The sequence below is a fragment of the Micromonospora sp. DT68 genome (assembly GCF_049847245.1).
GTDB classification, from domain to species: Bacteria; Actinomycetota; Actinomycetes; order Mycobacteriales; family Micromonosporaceae; genus Micromonospora; species Micromonospora profundi.
The window spans coordinates 1-15,755 of sequence record NZ_JBNCNZ010000018.1; the positions used below are offsets into that span (position 1 = coordinate 1).

16 protein-coding genes and 1 tRNA gene are annotated in these 15,755 nt (G+C 71.6%); 12 read left to right on the top strand and 5 right to left on the bottom strand.

Translation table 11 applies throughout. The features are described from left to right. Positions 1–85: 85 nt before the first annotated feature. Together ACPXB1_RS25600 and ACPXB1_RS25605 are read right to left on the bottom strand one after the other, a co-directional pair. Positions 86–832: a tyrosine-protein phosphatase gene (locus tag ACPXB1_RS25600; protein ID WP_425735890.1), complete on the bottom strand. Its 747-nt coding sequence runs from the start codon at positions 830–832 to the stop codon at positions 86–88. A gap of 50 nt (positions 833–882) precedes the next feature. Further along, positions 883–1,341: a PRC-barrel domain containing protein gene (locus ACPXB1_RS25605; protein WP_425735891.1), complete on the bottom strand. Its 459-nt coding sequence runs from the start codon at positions 1,339–1,341 to the stop codon at positions 883–885. A gap of 289 nt (positions 1,342–1,630) precedes the next feature. On the opposite strand from ACPXB1_RS25605, the gene cimA reads away from it, so the two are divergent. Beyond that, complete coding sequence (cimA, locus tag ACPXB1_RS25610; protein WP_355593587.1) at positions 1,631–3,214, top strand: citramalate synthase; 1,584 nt, start codon at positions 1,631–1,633, stop codon at positions 3,212–3,214. A gap of 155 nt (positions 3,215–3,369) precedes the next feature. On the opposite strand, the gene ACPXB1_RS25615 is transcribed toward cimA, so the two are convergent. Continuing rightward, positions 3,370–4,401 (bottom strand): endonuclease/exonuclease/phosphatase family protein, encoded by a 1,032-nt coding sequence (locus ACPXB1_RS25615; protein ID WP_425735892.1) that lies wholly within the window; start codon positions 4,399–4,401, stop codon positions 3,370–3,372. Positions 4,402–4,693: 292 nt separating this feature from the next. Here ACPXB1_RS25615 and ACPXB1_RS25620 point away from each other — a divergent pair, with 292 nt between their 5' ends. From ACPXB1_RS25620 to ACPXB1_RS25660, 9 genes are all read left to right on the top strand, one after another. Further along, positions 4,694–5,200, top strand: coding sequence for a hypothetical protein (locus ACPXB1_RS25620; RefSeq protein WP_355630933.1), 507 nt, complete (start codon positions 4,694–4,696; stop codon positions 5,198–5,200). Between the two features lie 230 nt (positions 5,201–5,430). Then, a complete protein-coding gene (locus ACPXB1_RS25625) occupies positions 5,431–6,480 on the top strand; it encodes an AAA family ATPase (protein ID WP_355593591.1) in 1,050 nt (349 codons plus the stop codon). Further along, positions 6,477–7,517, top strand: coding sequence for a DUF58 domain-containing protein (locus ACPXB1_RS25630; protein WP_425735893.1), 1,041 nt, complete (start codon positions 6,477–6,479; stop codon positions 7,515–7,517). Before ACPXB1_RS25625 ends, ACPXB1_RS25630 begins: the two co-directional genes overlap by 4 nt. After that, the gene (locus ACPXB1_RS25635; RefSeq protein WP_355593595.1) at positions 7,514–8,473 is read left to right on the top strand and encodes a VWA domain-containing protein; all 960 of its coding nucleotides are present in this window, start codon (positions 7,514–7,516) and stop codon (positions 8,471–8,473) included. The genes ACPXB1_RS25630 and ACPXB1_RS25635 overlap by 4 nt, the downstream gene beginning before the upstream one ends. Positions 8,474–8,508: 35 nt before the next feature. Beyond that, complete coding sequence (locus tag ACPXB1_RS25640) at positions 8,509–9,369, top strand: S1C family serine protease (protein ID WP_355593597.1); 861 nt, start codon at positions 8,509–8,511, stop codon at positions 9,367–9,369. A 109-nt stretch (positions 9,370–9,478) separates the two neighbouring features. Continuing rightward, positions 9,479–9,775 (top strand): hypothetical protein, encoded by a 297-nt coding sequence (locus tag ACPXB1_RS25645; protein WP_355593599.1) that lies wholly within the window; start codon positions 9,479–9,481, stop codon positions 9,773–9,775. 34 nt (positions 9,776–9,809) lie between these two features. Continuing rightward, a complete protein-coding gene (gene arfB / locus ACPXB1_RS25650; protein WP_053652401.1) occupies positions 9,810–10,235 on the top strand; it encodes an alternative ribosome rescue aminoacyl-tRNA hydrolase ArfB in 426 nt (141 codons plus the stop codon). A gap of 96 nt (positions 10,236–10,331) precedes the next feature. Then, the gene (locus ACPXB1_RS25655; RefSeq protein WP_425735894.1) at positions 10,332–11,354 is read left to right on the top strand and encodes an aldo/keto reductase; all 1,023 of its coding nucleotides are present in this window, start codon (positions 10,332–10,334) and stop codon (positions 11,352–11,354) included. Between the two features lie 74 nt (positions 11,355–11,428). After that, on the top strand, positions 11,429–12,025 hold the full coding sequence (locus tag ACPXB1_RS25660; RefSeq protein WP_355593603.1) for a TetR family transcriptional regulator: 597 nt from the start codon (positions 11,429–11,431) through the stop codon (positions 12,023–12,025). A 73-nt stretch (positions 12,026–12,098) separates the two neighbouring features. Here ACPXB1_RS25660 and ACPXB1_RS25665 read toward each other — a convergent pair whose 3' ends face one another. Then, positions 12,099–12,965 carry a 3-methyladenine DNA glycosylase gene (locus ACPXB1_RS25665; protein ID WP_355593605.1) on the bottom strand — a complete coding sequence of 289 codons (867 nt, stop codon included), beginning with the start codon at positions 12,963–12,965 and terminating at the stop codon, positions 12,099–12,101. Positions 12,966–12,999: 34 nt separating this feature from the next. After that, the gene (locus ACPXB1_RS25670; RefSeq protein ID WP_355593607.1) at positions 13,000–14,466 is read right to left on the bottom strand and encodes a hypothetical protein; all 1,467 of its coding nucleotides are present in this window, start codon (positions 14,464–14,466) and stop codon (positions 13,000–13,002) included. A 175-nt stretch (positions 14,467–14,641) separates the two neighbouring features. Between ACPXB1_RS25670 and ACPXB1_RS25675 the strand changes: the two genes are divergently transcribed. Further along, positions 14,642–15,442 (top strand): fumarylacetoacetate hydrolase family protein, encoded by an 801-nt coding sequence (locus ACPXB1_RS25675; RefSeq protein WP_355593609.1) that lies wholly within the window; start codon positions 14,642–14,644, stop codon positions 15,440–15,442. Between the two features lie 108 nt (positions 15,443–15,550). After that, positions 15,551–15,622, top strand: a tRNA-Gln gene (locus ACPXB1_RS25680). The last annotated feature ends 133 nt before the right edge of the window (positions 15,623–15,755 follow it).

Here is a 15,755-nt window from a genome sequence, read left to right on the forward strand (position 1 = left end):
GTCAGCGCGATGAGCGGTGGTGACATGCTCGACTTCGAGATCCGTCCGAATCCCGCGCCGGTATCCGCCGCCGACCGTCCGTCTCTCAGTCGAGCAGATGCTCGCGCAGGGCGTCGAGCTGCGCGTCGGTCACTCCGGCGTGGCGCAGGTACGCCTCGACCGAGCCGTACCCCGCACGCAGTTCGTCAAGGAAGGTCTGCATCGCCTCGGCGGGTGAGGCCAGGAACGGCGCCGGCACGTCCACCATGTTCGGCAGGGTGGCGGTCAGCCAGGCGCTGAACCGGGCCGACGCCTCGGTGCTGAGCGCGTAGTCGGCGACGATGTCGGCGTCGTCGACGCCCAGCACGGCGAGGGTCAGCGCGCAGACGATGCCCGTGCGGTCCTTGCCGGCGACGCAGTGCACCACCACCGGGGCGTTCGCGGAGTCGGCGATGAGCCCGATCGCCTCGGCCAGGCCGGCGGTGCCGGTCTGGGCCAGGTCGGCGTAACGGTCCGCGAGGTAGCGGGCCAGGTCGGCGCCCTCCTGGTGGGGCGTGGCGGCCCAGTCCTCGTGCTCCGGGTGGATGTGACGGTAGGTGAGGCCCGGGTAGCTCGGCACCCGCCCGTCGCGCTCGACCTCCCTGGGGCGGCGCAGGTCGATGACTGTGCGGATGCCGATGGCGGTGAACGCGTCCCGGTCCTGCTCGTCGAGGCGGTGCAGGGAGTCGGAGCGGTAGAGACGGCCCCGGCGTACGGTCCGACCGTCGTGGCCGTGATAGCCGCCGACGTCGCGGAAGTTGAAGGTGGCGGGCAGCTGAATGTTTCGGTTGTCGTCGATGGCGTCCACGCTCACACGGTAACGGTCGGTGGGGTCGGACCCCACCGACCGTTGTGCTCGATCGGTCAGCGTGCGGTGCCGGGCGGCAGCGCGCCGTACGTCTCGTCGTAGTAGCCACCCAGCTGATCCCGGTACGCCGGGTCGCTGTGGCTGGTCTCGTCGTACTCGGGGGCGGCCTTGATCTGGTCGCGGGTCCGGTCGATCGAGATGGTGCGCTGGTCATGGTCGACCTGGTTGACCGTCCCGGCCGGCAGCATCACCTTCTTGCCGAAGACCCACGGGCCGGTGTCCACCACCAGGTAGCTGCCGTCCACCTCGTGGCTGGCGCTGTCGATCTTGCCGATTCCGCCGTCGGTGGCTTCGACCTTGTAGCCGACCAGATCGGCGTCGGCCACCCCGGCCTGGTCCCGGTAGCGCCAGGGGTCGAAGACGCCGGCCGGTGCGCCGCCGGCAACGGCTCCCTGGTCGCCGCCGCGCAGCGGGTCCGGCCCGGCGTGGGTGGCGTGCGGATCGATCCTGTCCATGCCGTTCACTCCTGACTGTCGCCGATCGTCTCGGCGTCGGTGGTGTGTCCCCCTCCGAGCTACCCGGCGGCCGGGGGCGGGAAACGGCGTCGGCGACGGCGTGGGGCGCACATCACGTCCCGGGATGTGGATTGTTGCTCCCAGAAACGGGGAAGCGGTGGCAGAGTAGCGGACGTGACCAGCACCGCCCTGATTATTGCGACCTAGCGCGCCGGCCTCCCCCTCCGCCGAGCGCGCAGACCTCCCGCATCCGCGGGAGGTCTTTTTGTTGCTCTGAGAAAGGACCCTGATGACGTTCCAGGTCTACGACACGACGTTGCGCGACGGCGCCCAGCGCGAAGGGCTCACCTACTCGGTGGTCGACAAGCTGGCGGTGGCCCGGCTGCTCGACGAGTTCGGCGTCGGGTTCATCGAGGGCGGCTGGCCGGGCGCGGTACCCAAGGACACCGAATTCTTCCGCCGCGCACGCGCCGAGCTGCAGCTGCGGCACGCCGTGCTCGTCGCGTTCGGCGCCACCCGCAAGGCCGGCGTCGCGGTCGCCGACGACCCCCAGGTACGCGGCCTCCTGGACGCGCAGACCCCGGCGATCGCGCTGGTGGCCAAGGCCGACATCCGGCACGTCGAACGGGCGCTGCGCACCACCGGCACGGAGAACCTGGCGATGATCCGCGACACCGTCACCCACCTCGTCCGCGAGGGCCGCCGGGTCTTCGTCGACGGCGAACACTTCTTCGACGGCTTCCGGCACGACCCGGCGTACGGCACGGCAGTGGTGCAGACCGCTCTCGACGCTGGCGCCGAGCGCATGGTGCTCTGCGACACCAACGGCGGCATGCTGCCGTCCCAGGTGACAGCCGCGATCCTCGACCTGACCGACCGGCTCGGCGTGGACGCCGGCCTGTTCGGCATGCACGCCCAGAACGACACCGCCTGCGCTGTCGCCAACACGATCGCCGCCGTCGAGGCGGGCGTCCGGCACGTCCAGGGCACCGCCAACGGGTACGGCGAGCGCCCCGGCAACGCCGACATCTTCGCGGTCGTCGCCAACCTCCAGCTCAAGCTGGGCATGCCCGTCCTACCGGACGGCTGCCTGGAACAGATGGTGCGGGTCTCGCACGCCATCGCCGAGATCGCGAACATCGCCCCCGACACCCACCAGGCGTACGCCGGGGCCGCCGCCTTCGCCCACAAGGCGGGGCTGCACGCGAGCGCGATCAAGGTCGACCCGTTGCTCTACAACCACGTGGACCCGTCTGTGGTGGGCAACGACATGCGGATCCTGGTAACCGAGATGGCCGGCCGGGCCAGCGTCGAGCTCAAGAGTCGTGAGCTCGGCCTGGACCTGGCCGGCCGTCCGGAGGCGCTGACCCGGGTGACCAAGCGGGTCAAGGAGTTGGAGGCCGAGGGCTGGTCCTTCGAGGCCGCGGACGCCTCCTTCGAGCTGCTGGTCCGCTCCGAGCTGCCGGAGGGCGGCCCGGCCCGTCCGTTCACCCTGGAGTCGTACCGAGTGCTTGTCGAGCACCGCGAGGACGGCGCCGTCGTGTCCGAGGCGACAGTGAAGATCCGGGTACGCGGCGAGCGGGTGATCGCCACCGCCGAGGGCAACGGTCCGGTCAACGCACTCGACGAGGCGCTGCGGGTCGGGCTTACCCGGCACTATCCGCAGCTGCGCAACTTCGAGCTGGCCGACTACAAGGTCCGCATCCTGGAGGGCAGCCACGGCACCGGCGCCGTCACCCGGGTGCTGCTGGAGACGTCCGAGGAAGGCGGCCGGGACTGGACCACAGTGGGCGTACACAACAACGTGGTCGAGGCGAGCTGGCACGCCCTGGTGGACGCCCTGACCTACGGCCTGGCCCCCACAACGGTCTAACCCACCCACCCACCCCGCCGGCCCTCACCCCCGCCGGCCCTCACCCCCGCGATCTTGCACTTTGTGTCGCCGCTATGCGGCTTCTGGCCCTGTATGTCGCGGCATCAAGTGCAAGATCGCGGGGGTGGTGGGCGCGGGGCGTGGTGGGGTGTGGGTTAGGGGGTGGGGAGGCGGAGGGTTGCCAGGACGGGGCGGTGGTCGCTGTTGGGTAGGTGCAGCACTTTCAGCGAACGGACCGCGATGCGCCTGTCGACAAGCACGTGGTCGATGGTGACCGGTGGGATGAGGTCGCCGTCGTAGGGGCCCCACGTGCCGGTCAGCCCCGACCCGGTGGCGTCGGCGGCGTCGACGTAGCCGGTGCGCAGCAGCGCCCGCAGGGGGCCGTGGTCGAGGGTGGCGTTGAAGTCCCCGGCGAGGATCCGCAGGCCACCGTCCGGCGTGGCCGGTGGTTGGGTGGTCAGGTCGGCGCGCCACGCGACGACCTGGTCCAGCGCGGACGGCGCCGAGGGGTGGGCTGACTCGACACGCACCGGTGGCGCCCCGGGGACGGCCACCGTGCCGTACGCCTGGCTGAACCCCCAGCCGCCCTGGCCTTGGTTGTGCCTGATGCCAACGTCGCTGAGCAGCCAGCGCGAGTAGAGCCCGGAGCCGGGCGTGCCGATCTGCGGGTTGAGCTGCCGGTGGGGGAGCAGCCGGTCGAGGCCGAGCCGGTCCAGGGCGGCCTGCGCGTCGGGGGTGAACTCCTGCACGGCGAGCACGTCGACCTGGTGCCGCCGGACCAGCTCCACGAGCGTGGCCGCGTCGGCGGAGCCGGCGAGCAGGTTGGCGGTGAGCACCCGGATCGTGGGGCCTGCCGTCGCGGGCTGCGAACTGGCAAGCGCGCGGGGAGCGACCGCGACGAGCAGCGCCACCGCGGCCAGGGCCGCGACCGCCGCCGGCCACCAGCGCCGTAGGGCGGCGGCGAGGGCGAGGGCGATGATGCTCCATCCCGCAACGTACGGGGTGAATGCGAACGCCTGCACGAGCGGCCCACGGTCCAGGCCGGCGAGCCGTAGAGCGGCCCAGGTGGCCGTCGGTACGACCGCCGCCCAGCAGAGCGCCGAACCGATCGTCGTTGCGCGGCGACGCGTGGACGTGGATGTGGGCGTGGGCGTTGGCGCGGCGTCGACGATCACGGCGAACAGCATAACGGCACCGGATGCGCATTTCGTGAATGGTTGCACGTTCATCTTTCACAATTATTCGACCGCCCGTCGGCAACCCGATAATGCGAGATCAACTATTGACGCTCAGCTTTTTCCGGTGCTACGTTCCAACTGGTTCAAACGACGCAACTCTGAGTAGTAATCGCAGCTCAAAGTGGCTACAAGCAAGGGCTTGCAGTCGGGATGCCGCGTCGCCGCCGCCTATTTTCCGGCAGTTATCTGTCCCGCCCCGCGGGTCGGCCGAATTCGCACGGTCACACAAAGGGGACCTGTCATGAGCACATCTTTCCGACGTAAGGCAGCGGCGATCGCATTCGCCGTCCTGGGGCTCACCCTCGCCGGAGGTGGGATCGCCGTCGCCCAACCGACGGCGAAGGCTCCGGTCGAGGCCGCCCAGCCGGCCGCGCGCGGCACGAACGCCCAGCCGCCGGTAACGGCGGAGTCCGCCCGCAAGGCCAAGGCCGCGCTGAGCGCCAAGGCGACCACGCTCGTCGCCTCCACCACCACCGTCGTCGTCAACGCCAACGGCACCAAGGCCCGCGGCACCGGCACCGTCATCAAGTACGGCACCGGGCAGTACGAGGTGCAGTTCGGCACGGTCGTCACAGCCGGCACCTTCGTGGCCACCATCGGTCGGGCCGACTCCTGCTGCATCCCGCCGGCCGGCGAAGTCTCGGTCGCGCCTCGGCTCAGCACGCCGAACGCTGTCTTCGTGCAGACCCGCAACTCGGCGGGCACCCCGGCCGACCTGGGCTTCCACCTGGTCGTCCACCTGTCCTGACCAACCGACACCCGGCCCCCGCACCTGGCGTGCGGGGGCCGCGCCGTGCTCGCAAGGACGTCTCGTCACGGCGGCCCGGCTCCTGCCGGCCCGGGGTCGACGTACTCGTCCGGTCGTCTTCTTCCGGTTGTCACCCGTCCGGGCGGCTCGTCCTCATCCGGTGCACAACGGACCGGTCCGGTGCGCACAATCCGACGTTTGCCGGGCCCTCCGCCCGGGAAGCAAGCACCGTGACGGACATCTCGGACACCCTGGCCAGCATGCCCAGCGCGGTCGAACCCGAGCCGACCGGCGTCGAGCTGGAACAGACCCTCTTCGAGGTCAAACGCGTGATCGTCGGGCAGGATCGGCTCGTCGAACGACTGCTCACCGCTTTGATCGCCAACGGGCACTGCCTCTTGGAGGGGGTTCCCGGTGTGGCAAAGACACTTGCCGCGCAGACCCTCGCCACAGTGGTCGGCGGCACCTTCTCCCGGATTCAGTTCACCCCGGACCTGGTCCCCTCCGACATCGTGGGCACCCGGATCTATCGGGCATCGAAGGAAACGTTCGACATCGAACTGGGCCCGATCATGGCCAACCTGGTGCTTGCCGACGAGATCAACCGCGCGCCGGCCAAGGTCCAGTCGGCGCTGCTGGAGGCCATGGCGGAACGGCAGGTCTCCATCGGCGGCCGCAGTTGGCCGGTGCCGTCGCCGTTTCTGGTGCTTGCCACCCAGAACCCCATCGAGTCGGAGGGGGTCTACCAACTCCCGGAGGCGCAGCGCGACAGGTTCCTGATGAAGGTGGTCGTCGACTATCCCAGCGACGCCGACGAACTGGCCATCCTCTACCGGATGAGCACCGAGCGGCCCAGCCCACGGCAGGTGCTCGACGCGCAACGGTTGCAGGATCTCCAGGTCCGTGCCGAGCGGGTCTTCGTGCACCACGCCATCGCGGAGTACGTGGTCCGGCTCATCCTCGCCACCCGCGATCCGGGCCGGTTCGGGCTGCCGGAGATCGCACCCCTGCTGGCGTACGGCGCCAGCCCGCGCGCCACCCTCGGCCTGGTCGCGGCAGCCCGGGCGCAGGCGCTCCTGCGCGGTCGGGAGTACGTGCTGCCCGAGGACGTCCGGGAGTTGGCGGTGGACGTCCTCGCCCACCGGCTCGTGCTCTCCTTCGACGCGGTGGCCGACGGGGTGTCGGCCGAGAGCCTGGTGCGGCGGCTGGTGGAGGCGGTGCCGCCACCCCGGGTGGCGAACTCCCATCCACACCAGACGCCGGACCTGGCGGCGGCATGAGACGCGCCAGCCGTACGACTGTCGCGGCGCCGCCGGACCCCGGCCTGGCCGAACTGAGCCCCGATCAACGGCTGCGACGTCTGGAGTTGACTGTCACCCGGCGGCTCAACGGCCTGCTGCACGGCCAGTACCGTGGCCTGCTGCCCGGGCCGGGCAGCGAACCCGCCGGCAGTCGTGAGTACCGGCCGGGGGAGGACGAGGTCCGCCGGATGGACTGGGCGGTGACCGCCCGCACCGCCGTACCGCACGTCCGGCAGGTCGACGCCGACCGGGAGCTGACCACCTGGATGCTTGTCGACGGCACCGCGAGCATGGAGTTCGGCACTGCCGAGCTGGACAAGCGGGAGCTGGCCGTCGCCGCGGTGGCTGCCGTCGGTTTCCTGACCGCAGGCGTCGGCAACCGACTCGGTGCCCAGGTGCTGCGCGCCGACGGGGTACGCCGATTCCCCGCCCGCAGCGGCCGTACCCACCTGCTCGGTCTGCTCCGCGCGCTGCTGGCCGCCCCGCGTACGCCGGGCCACGGCGACCCGTCCCGGCCGCCGATCGGATCAGCGGGCACGTCTGTCGGATCGCCGGAGCTGGCGGACGGGCTCGACGCGCTGCACCGGGTCGCCCACCAGCGCGGTCTGGTGGTGGTGGTCTCGGACTTCCTCGACGGCCTGCCCGACGACCCCGGCCACCCGCCGCCCTGGGAGGCGACCCTGCGCCGGCTGTCCGTACGCCATCAGGTGCTGGCGATCGAGGTGACCGACCCGCGTGAGTTGGAGTTGCCCGACGTCGGCCTCATCACGCTCGTCGATCCGGAGACCGGCCGCCACCGTGAGGTGTGCACATCGGACCGTCGGCTGCGGGAGCGGTACGCCGAAGCTGCCGCCGCCCAGCGTGAGCAGGTCCGTCAGGTCCTGCGCCGGGGCGCGGCGACGCATCTGGCGTTGCGTACCGACCGGGACTGGGGTGCGGACATCGTCCGGCACGTGCACGCCCAGCGGCGGATGGCCGCCGCGCCGGCCGGGCTGGCCCGGGGAGGTACCGCGTGAACTGGGAGTCGCCGCTGCGCCTCTGGCTGCTGCTCGGCGTGCTCGCCCTTGTCGTCGCGTACCTGGTGATGCAGCGTGGTCGCAGCCGGTACGCGGTCCGCTTCACCAACCTGCGGCTGCTCGACCGGGTCGCGCCGGAGCGTCCGGCCTGGCGTCGGCACGTTCCGGCCGGGCTGTTCCTGGCCATGCTTGCGTTGCTCGTTGTGGGGTTCGCCCGGCCCAGCGCCGAGGTTCGGGTGCCCCGGGAACGCGCCACAGTGATGGTGGCGGTGGACGTGTCCACGTCGATGCTCGCCACCGACGTGGAGCCGGACCGGCTGGCGGCGGCCAAGCAGGCGGCCCGGCGGTTCGTCGAGGGCCTGCCCGACGAGTTCAACGTGGGGCTTGTCGCCTTCGCCGGCAGCGCCGCGGTGCTGGTGCCGCCGGGCACCGACCGGGACGCCCTGGACGAGGGGATCGGTCGGCTCGCCGAGGGAGTGACCGGGGTGCAGGGCACCGCTATCGGCGAGGCCATAAACACCTCGCTGGGCGCGGTCAAAAGCCTGGACAGCGAGGCCGCGAAGGAGCCACCGCCGGCCCGGATCATTCTGCTCTCCGACGGGGCGAACACCTCGGGCATGGACCCGATGGAGGCGGCGGCGGAGGCGGTGGCGGCGAAGGTGCCGGTGCACGCGATCTCCTTCGGTACCCCGTCCGGGTTCGTGGACCGGGGCGGGCGGCCCATCCAGGTGCCGGTCGACGGGCAGACGCTGCGAGCGGTCGCCGACGAGACCGGCGGGATGTTTCACGAGGCCAGCACCAGCGACGAGTTGCGCGCCGTCTACGACGACATTGGCAGCTCGGTCGGCTACCGCACCGAACGCCAGGACGTCTCGGCCCGGTTCATCGGCCTCGGACTCGTCTTCGCGATGGGCGCGGCCGCCGGCTCGATGCGCTGGTTCTCCCGACTGCCCTGATCCGCCGGGCCAACGCCCGACCGTGAGGAGTACGCATGGCTGTGCAGACCGGACTGGGCGAACCGCGCGGTCCCTTGTTCATCTCGCCCGAACTCGACCCGGACGGGCGCGGGTGGTGGGACGCGCCCGGCTCGGGTCGGGATCCGGGCGGGTGGCGTCCCGGCCGGCTGGTCGCCGCGCTGGCTGTGGTGGCGGTCTCCGCCGTCTCGGGCGCTCTGGCCGGCGGTGTGGTGGCCAGCCAGAGCGGTACGCCCGGCCCGGCTGCCGCGTCCGCCGCCCCGGTGCCCGCGGAACTGGTCACCGCCGCCGAGCGGACTGTGCCCGGGGTGGTGTCGGTGCTTGCCGGTGGTGCAAACGGCGCGTCCGCGACCGGGTCGGGGTTCGCCATCGACGACCAGCAGCACCTCGTCACCAACGACCACATCCTCGCCAAGGGCGGCGGCGGCCCGGTGACGGTCGAGTTGCCCGACGGCCGCCGCTACGAAGCCGAGGTGGTCGGCCGGGAACCGCGCAGCGACCTGGCGGTGCTGAAGGTGCCGCCGTCGGCAGGGCTCTCCCCGCTGCCGCTTGCCAAGCCGGGTGCGACCCGGGTCGGTGAGCCCGTGCTGGCGGTGGGCTCACCGTTGGGATTGTCCGGGACGGTCACCGCAGGCATCGTCAGTGCGCTGGACCGCCAGGTACGGCTGGGCAACAACCGGCACAGCGCGGTGCAGACCGACGCGTCGATCAATCCCGGCAACTCGGGCGGGCCGCTTGTCAACGCCCGTGGCGAGGTGGTCGGGGTGAACACCGCTATCGCCACCATCGACGGAAACGGGTCGATCGGCATCGGCTTCGCCATCCCGATCGAGCAGGTGCAGCAGAGCGCCGACACGATCATCGGGAAGGGCGGCTGAGCTGCCCGGACACTCCTCGGCTGTCGATCCGGCCGGCGGTGGTGTCGGATATCCGGCCGGACGACATCAAACGGTGGAAATATGACGCTCGATATGGATACTGGCGGAGGTGGAGCGTCCTCTTCTCACGGCCCTCCTGCTGGTGGGCCTGGTCATCGGATGTGCGGTGGGGTCGGCGTACGCCCGGGCGCGGCGCGGGTGGACCGACTACCAGACCGTGAAGAAGTCAGTGCCGACGGCACGCAGTGGCGCCTGGCTGCTGATCCGTGGGGTCGCCGTGAAGGCCGCGGTGATCGGGTTGCTGCTGTTCGGCGCGGTGGCGTACGCCGCTGTCGGCTCGGACGACGAGACCGCAGGCCCGACGCCCAGCCCGTCCTCGACGCAGAGTGAGCCTCCGCACCGGTGACTCCCGGTGCGCCGGTGCGGGTTAGCCTCGGAGCGTGGACGACGGACTGCGGGTGACCGACCGGTGGGTCGTCCCCGCCGGGGAGCTGCGGGAGCGCTTCTCCCGTTCGTCCGGGCCGGGTGGGCAGGGTGTGAACACCGCCGACTCCCGGGTCGAGCTGAGCTACGACCTGGCCAATTCTCCGTCGGTGCCCGACTGGATCCGGTCGCGGGCGCTTGCACGTCTGGCCAACCGCCTGGTGGACGGCGTGCTGACGATCGCGGCAAGCGAACACCGGGCGCAGCTCGCCAACCGGGAGGCGGCACGCGCGCGGATGGTGGCGCTGCTGCGTGAGGCGGCTGCACCTCCGCCGCCACCTCGACGTGCGACCCGGCCGTCGCGGGGTGCGAAGGAGCGCCGGCTGGCCGAGAAGAAGCGCCAGTCGCAGCGCAAGCGCGACCGCCGCGTCGACGGCGAGTAGTCCGACCCTTCGCGAACGTCAGCTCGGCACCGACCCTCTCCGGCTATCCAGTGACAGAATCTGGAATCTGTCAGTCAAAGTATGTATGCTGACGGGGTGGACGAGGAGAGGAACACCCCCATGGACACCCGCACGCTCGGCACCACCGGCCCGACCGTCTCCGCCCTCGGCCTCGGCCTGATGGGCATGTCCGACCTCTACGGCGACGTCGACGAGGTCGAGAGCATCGCCACCATCCACGCCGCCCTGGACGCCGGCGTCACCCTGCTGGACACCGGCGACTTCTACGGGATGGGCCACAACGAACTGCTGCTGCGCGACGCGTTGCGCGGCCGAAACCGCGACGACGCGGTGATCAGCGTCAAGTTCGGCGCCCTGCGCGACGTCGACGGCGGTTGGAACGGCGTCGACGTTCGACCCGCCGCGATCAAGAACTTCCTGGCGTACTCGCTGCGGCGCCTCGGCACCGACCACATCGACATCTACCGTCCGGCCAGGCTGCCGGGGGACGTGCCGGTGGAGGACGTGGTCGGCACCCTCGCCGAGCTCGTCCAGGCCGGTCACATCCGGCACATCGGCCTGTCCGAGGTGAGCGCGGAGACGCTGCGACGGGCGCACGCCGTCCACCCGATCGCCGACCTCCAGATCGAATACTCGCTGATCTCCCGTAACCCGGAGTCCGACATCCTGCCGACGGCCCGTGAGCTGGGCGTGGGGATCACCGCGTACGGGGTGCTGTCCCGTGGCCTCATCAGCGGCCACTGGACGGCTCGCAGGGACACCGGCGGCACCGACTTCCGCAGCTACCTGCCCCGGTTCTCCGGCGCGAACCTGGACCGCAACCTGGCTCTGGTCGACGCCCTGCGGACCATCGCCGAGGCTCGGGGCGTCACCGTGGCGCAGATCGCCATCGCCTGGGTGCTCGCCCGGGGCGAGACCATCGTGCCCCTGGTCGGCGCCCGCCGCCGGGACCGGCTCACCGAGGCACTGGGCGCGACGGCGGTCACCCTGACCGACGCGGACCTGGCCGCCATCGAGGCCGCCGTCCCGGCTGACGCCGTAGCCGGCAGCCGCTACGACGAGGCGCAGATGGCGTTGCTGGACAGCGAGCGGGCATGACGATCCGGCCGTGGCGTGCCCGCCACCCGGGGGGCCGCGCCACGGCCGCGCACGCGGTCAGGGAGGCTGGAGCGATGAGCGACGCCACCGCCCTGACGGCCGACCGCATCCTCGACACCGCCGAGGAAGCGCTACGCCGGTACGGGCCCGCCAAGGCCACAGTGCTTGACGTCGCCCGTGCGCTGGGCGTCAGCCACGGCAGCGTCTACCGACACTTCGCCAGCAAGGCCGCGCTCCGCGAGGCGGTCGCCGAACGCTGGCTGGCCCGGGTCTCGACCCCGCTCGTCGAGGTCGCCACCGGCACCGACCCCGCCCCGCAGCGGCTGCGTCGGTGGCTTGCCGAGCTGAGCGGCACCAAGCGTCGGATGGCCCGGGAGGATCCGGAGCTGTTCGACAACTTCCACCAGCTCGCCACGCTCTCCGAGGGCGCCGTCGCCAACCACCTGGAGATCCTTGCCGGTCAGCTCAGCCTGATCGTCGCCGACGGGATCGCGGCCGGCGACTTCGACGTGCCGGACCCGGCGGTGGCCGGCCGGGCGCTGTTGCAGGCCACAGCCCGATTCCACCACCCGTCCCACCGGACCGAGTGGACCGAGCCCGGCCTCGACGCGGACATGGCAGCGGTGGTCGCGCTGCTTCTCGACGGCCTGCGAACCCGTCCGGCGACCTGACCCCGCCGTCCCCGGGCCGCGCCGCGCTCAGCCGGTCAGGCTGGAGCCGCCGGTCAGGCGGCGAGCCGTCGCCTCACGCGGGGACGGCCGCGAGGAGCCGGTGGCGCAGCACGCCGGCCCGGTCGGCGAAACCGCGCTGCGCGGCGGCGTACTCCGCCCGACCCTCCGGCGTCTCGACCCGCACCGGCGGGTAGCCGAGCGCCGCCAGGTCGTAGGGGCTGGCTCGCATGTCGAGGGTACGGATCTCGCGGGCCAGCTCGAAACAGTCCGCCACCAGCTCCGAGGGCACCAGCGGCGACAGCTTGTACGCCCATTTGTAGACGTCCATGTTGGCGTGCAGGCAGCCCGGCTGCTCGTGTTCGTGCTGGGTTTCCCGGGTCGGGGTGAGCAGGTTCAACGGACGGGCCGGCGGTGTGAAGAACCGGAACGCGTCGAAGTGGCTGCACCGCACCCCGCGCTCCTCGACGATCGCGGCGGTCTGATCCGGATCCAGTCGCAACGGCCACGCGTTGTGCCGCAGCTCCTCCTGCGTCTGCCGGTAGACCATCGCCCACTCGTGCATCCCGAAGCAGCCGAAGTGCGCCGCCCGCCCCGCCGTCGCCGCGAGCAGGGAGCGGATCCACCCGATCGACTCGCCACGCCGCTGGCGTACCCCATCGGTGTCGAGGATGACCCCGACGGCGGTGGCGCGGTAGTCCCTGCCGAACTCGGCAAGGTCCGCGCCGCGCAACTCGACCCCCGCGCCCGGATGCCAGCGGCGCAGCTGCGCCGGCCGGTGCGAGTAGTACGTGAACAGGAAGTCGGCCACCGGATGCCGTTCGCCCCGGCGCCGCCGGGCCAGGTGCGGGGTCAGCCAGACGTCCACCCGCTCCTCGTGGGCCCGGCGCCGTGCCTGCCAGGTCGCCGCGTCGAGCACGGCGGGGGCGAGGGCGGCGGTCACGGACCCCAGGGTACGACCGCCGCCCGACCGCCGGTCAGGGCATCTGCACCCGCACGCCGGCGGAGAAGACGCCACTGCGCAGCTCCAACTGCCGGGGCGGGTCCCGCCCGTCGACGGTGAAGACCAGCGGAAGCACCACCCGGCTGCCCGCGGCCACCGGGTTGGCGAAGACGTCCCGGCCCAGGTTGGCGGCCTGGGTGGCCGGCTCGTCGGCGCTCACCCAGCGACCACCGGGCAGGTACGCCCGTTGCAACTGGCCGTGCCAGGGCTGCTGGGTGCCGGTGATGTTGCGCACTCCCACTGTGGCCTGGCAGCGCCGCGCGGAAGCCGGGGCCGCACTCCCTCCGCTTGCCGCTTTCGCGCTGCCGGGCTCCGCGCAGGTCATCCGGTAGACGGTGAACTCGAACGCGGACTCGCGCAGCGGCACACCCACCGGCCCGGACACCCCGGTGCCCATCCACGCGCCGCTGGTCGGCTGCTTCTGCGTGTCGATCTGGGAGACCTGCCGGGTCGCCGTCCAGCCGGCGGTGCCGACCACGGCGGCCAACACCACCACCGCCCCGGCGACAAGCAGAGCGACAGGCGGGGTACGCCGACGACGTACCGGTTTCGGGGTGGCTGGACGCGGATAGACAGTTCCGCGCTCGTTGCCGGGTCCGCTGCCGCTGGACAGGGCGGCGGCGGTCACCCGCCGGCCGCGCCGACGACGCCACAGCCAGAACAGGGCGGCGCCGAGCAGCAACAGGACCGCCACGCCGGCAAGCAGCAACGGGACCTGCCGCCAGAGCGGCTGCGCCTCGGTGACCTGCGCCGCAGGTGTTCCCGCCGCCTGCCAGGTGGCCGACGCGCAGTCGTACGGCCGGTTGCCGTCGCTTGTGAAGGCGCAAGCCGGCGCGGTCAGTGCCTGGCCCGGCGCGGTGGTGGTCAGCGCGGTGCCCAGCGTGGTGGTGCTGTGCGCGGGCAGCCGTAGCCGCCACGTCACCTCGCCGGTCGACCCGCCGGAACGGGTGGACCGGCCGCCGTCACTGATCGCGGTGACCGACGCCCCGGAGGGCAACTCCTGGCGCACAGTGGTGTCGACAGGCGAGTCACCCACGTTGCGCACGTGGATCCGGTACCGCGGTGCCGGGCTGCTCTCCGGCGCGATCGCCACCGTGACCGGAGGCGGTGGTGCCGACGCCGGTGTCCGCGTCGGTGGCGCCATCGCCGGTGGCGCCGACGGTGGGGTGGGCTCCGCGCTCGCCACGCCCGGCAGCGGTGCTGCCATCGCGGGTGGGGCCGGCGCGGTGCTCGCCGCCCCCGGTAGCGGTGCGGCCATCGCCACAGCCGACGGCACCGCTGGTTGTGGCGTGGGCGTCGGTGGTCGTGGCGCGACCGTCGGTGGTCGTGGCGCGGCCGACGCCTCCGGCTCCACCGCGGGCAGGGCCGGCACGGCGGCGAGGATGCCGAGGCAGTGGACGAACACTGCGAGGGCCTTGTGGTGTCGTGTCGATGCAGGCATACGAACGAACCTCCGGAGCCGACGCTAAGGGCGCGGTCTCTCCGTGCGGGTACGAAGTCAGGAATCCCGCCCCGGTCACCCCGGCGGCCGGTATGGTGCCGCCGCGCTGACGGGTTGCGCACACCCGGCAGCCGGTCGTGGCCGGTGAACCCGTCGGCAGGGCTAGATTGGCGAGGTGCGTATCGCTCGTTTCGCTCATGCCAAGGGAATGTCGTTCGGGGCCGTCGAGGGCGAAGCGGAGGCCGGGCCGCAGGGCCTGACCATCGCCGAGATCGAAGGTCACCCGTTCGGCCAACTCTCCTTCAGCGGGGCCCGGTGGGCCCTCTCCGACGTTCGGCTGCTCTCGCCGATCCTGCCCAGCAAGGTGGTCTGCGTGGGCCGCAACTACGCCGACCACGCCGCCGAGCTCGGCAACGACGTACCCAAGGAGCCGTTGCTCTTCCTCAAGCCGTCCACCTCGGTGATCGGTCCCCGGGACGCCATCCGGCTGCCGATCTTCTCCAAGCAGGTCGAGCACGAGGCGGAGTTGGCGGTCGTGATCGGCGCACCTGGCGCCCGCCGGGCCGACCGTGCCGCCGCCGAACGCGCCATCTTCGGCTACACCTGCGCCAACGACGTCACGGCCCGGGACCTCCAACGCTCCGACGGGCAGTGGACGCGGGCCAAGGGTTTCGACTCCTTCTGCCCCATCGGTCCGTGGATCACCACCGGTCTGGACGTCTCCGACCTGGAGATCCGGTGTGAGGTGGGCCGCAATCACGAGATGGAGGTACGCCAGCTCGGCCGGACGAAGGACATGGTCTTCGACGTGGCCGGCCTGGTGTCGTACATCTCGCACGTGATGACCCTGCTGCCCGGCGACGTGGTGCTCACCGGCACACCGGCGGGGGTTAGTCCCCTCGTCGAGGGGGATACGGTCACCGTGCGGATCGAGGGCATCGGTGAGCTCAGCAACCCGGTGGTCCCCGTCGCCTGACCGGTCCGATGCCCCTGTTTCCGCAGCTCAAGGGCGTTTCGGGGGGATCGGATTTGGCCTGCTGGCGCTGGGAGGGTAATGTTCAATCCCGGCGCCGCAAGGGGCCAATGGGGTATGGGGTAATTGGCAGCCCGACTGATTCTGGTTCAGTTAGTCTAGGTTCGAGTCCTGGTACCCCAGCGCAGCTGGGATTCGCGAGAATCCCGGACGCTGGATTCTGACGGAGTTCTCCTCCGCCCCGCGAGGGGCGGAGGATGATCTCTGGTAGAGTGCAGCTCCTCTGCCCGCAAGGGTGGGGGAGCGAAAGTTTGTT

Bases quoted from the DNA above. Each gene is read 5' to 3' on its own strand.
- ACPXB1_RS25605 (WP_425735891.1), bottom strand. From the start codon at position 1,341: ATGGACAGGATCGATCCGCACGCCACCCACGCCGGGCCGGACCCGCTG.
- cimA (WP_355593587.1), top strand. From the start codon at position 1,631: ATGACGTTCCAGGTCTACGACACGACGTTGCGCGACGGCGCCCAGCGC.
- ACPXB1_RS25615 (WP_425735892.1), bottom strand. From the start codon at position 4,401: ATGCTGTTCGCCGTGATCGTCGACGCCGCGCCAACGCCCACGCCCACA.
- ACPXB1_RS25620 (WP_355630933.1), top strand. From the start codon at position 4,694: ATGAGCACATCTTTCCGACGTAAGGCAGCGGCGATCGCATTCGCCGTC.
- ACPXB1_RS25630 (WP_425735893.1), top strand. From the start codon at position 6,477: ATGAGACGCGCCAGCCGTACGACTGTCGCGGCGCCGCCGGACCCCGGC.
- ACPXB1_RS25640 (WP_355593597.1), top strand. From the start codon at position 8,509: ATGGCTGTGCAGACCGGACTGGGCGAACCGCGCGGTCCCTTGTTCATC.
- ACPXB1_RS25660 (WP_355593603.1), top strand. From the start codon at position 11,429: ATGAGCGACGCCACCGCCCTGACGGCCGACCGCATCCTCGACACCGCC.
- ACPXB1_RS25670 (WP_355593607.1), bottom strand. From the start codon at position 14,466: ATGCCTGCATCGACACGACACCACAAGGCCCTCGCAGTGTTCGTCCAC.